1 protein-coding gene is annotated in these 1,242 nt (G+C 73.2%); it reads left to right on the top strand.

Going from position 1 to position 1,242, the window contains the following annotated elements:
• The first annotated feature begins 208 nt into the window (after positions 1-208).
• Positions 209-799 carry an NADAR family protein gene (locus AB0M28_RS40460; RefSeq protein WP_365415839.1) on the top strand — a complete coding sequence of 197 codons (591 nt, stop codon included), beginning with the start codon at positions 209-211 and terminating at the stop codon, positions 797-799.
• Positions 800-1,242: the final 443 nt, after the last annotated feature.

Below are 1,242 nucleotides of genomic sequence, written 5' to 3'. Positions count from 1 at the left end.
GGTGATCGTGTTGATGGACAGGTGCAGCCGGGTGGCGACCAGGTCGTTGCCGCCGCCTGCCAGGAGGATCAGGTACAGGGCGATCCACGCGGCGCTCTCCCCCGCGACCCGGGGCTGGGGGCGGAGCCCCCAACGTCCTCCGCCAGGAATGTCAGTGGTGGGTGGCAGACTCGGGTTCAGTCGATCCAGGCAGGCGAGGGGGGCAACCGTGGGGGACACGGAAGAGCGGACCGCGACGGAGGCGGACGGACCACGCTCGGTCGCAGAGCTGCTCGCACTGACCGCGCGCGGCGAACGCGCCAAGTACGTCTTCTTCTGGGGCCACCGCCCGCAGAAGGACGGCAGCGTGGGCCCCGGCTGCTTCAGCCAGTGGTGGCCCGCACCGTTCACCGTGGACGGCGTCACGTACGCGACCGCCGAGCACTGGATGATGGCCGGCAAGGCCCGCCTGTTCGACGACCCGGACGCGGAGCGGGAGGCGATAGCCGCCTCCCACCCGAGCGAGGCCAAGGCGGCGGGCCGCCGCGTCAAGGACTTCGACGAGGACGTCTGGTCCGCCCACCGCTTCGAGCTGGTGGTGGAGGGCTCGACGCACAAGTTCGACCAGCACCCGGACCTGCGCGCGTACCTGCTGGGCACAGGCACCCGCGTCCTGGTGGAGGCCAGCCCGCGCGACCGCATCTGGGGCATAGGCATGGGCGCCTCGAACGAGGACGCCGAACACCCCGACCGCTGGCGCGGGGACAACCTCCTCGGCTTCGCCCTGATGGAGGCCAGGCAGCGCCTACGCGACCGCTGACACCGCGCGCCCGGCCACGCGCGCAGCGCGGCGCGCACCGGACGGAGGCCCCGGTCGTGACCCTCCCGGCGTACCCCCAATGGCCGCATTCGCCCCAAGGCGGAAGCCTGTAAGGACGACGCCCAGGCGAGGGCGGAGTGCGGATGGCCGGAGACAGGGGCAGCGTGCGGGCAGGCGGATGCGGATGCGGAGGGGACCCCGGCGGCCGACCCGCGCCCGACGGCGACCCGCGCCCCGAGCCGCCGCCCCCCTTCACCGCACTGGTCTCCTCCACCGCACGGGCCGCTTCCACCAGCCAGGCCCGCTCCAGCAACCAGCCCCGCTCAGCCAACCAAGCCCAGCCCACGGACCAAGCCCAGCCCACGGACCAAGCCCAGCCCACGGACCAAGCCCAGCCCACGGACCAAGCCCAGCCCACGGACCAAGCCCAGCCCACGGACCAA

This window comes from Streptomyces sp. NPDC051940 (assembly GCF_040680895.1).
In the GTDB taxonomy this organism is placed as follows: Bacteria; Actinomycetota; Actinomycetes; order Streptomycetales; family Streptomycetaceae; genus Streptomyces.
Note: the sequence above shows the minus strand (reverse complement) of the source record. Positions and strands in the feature narration are given on the sequence as shown.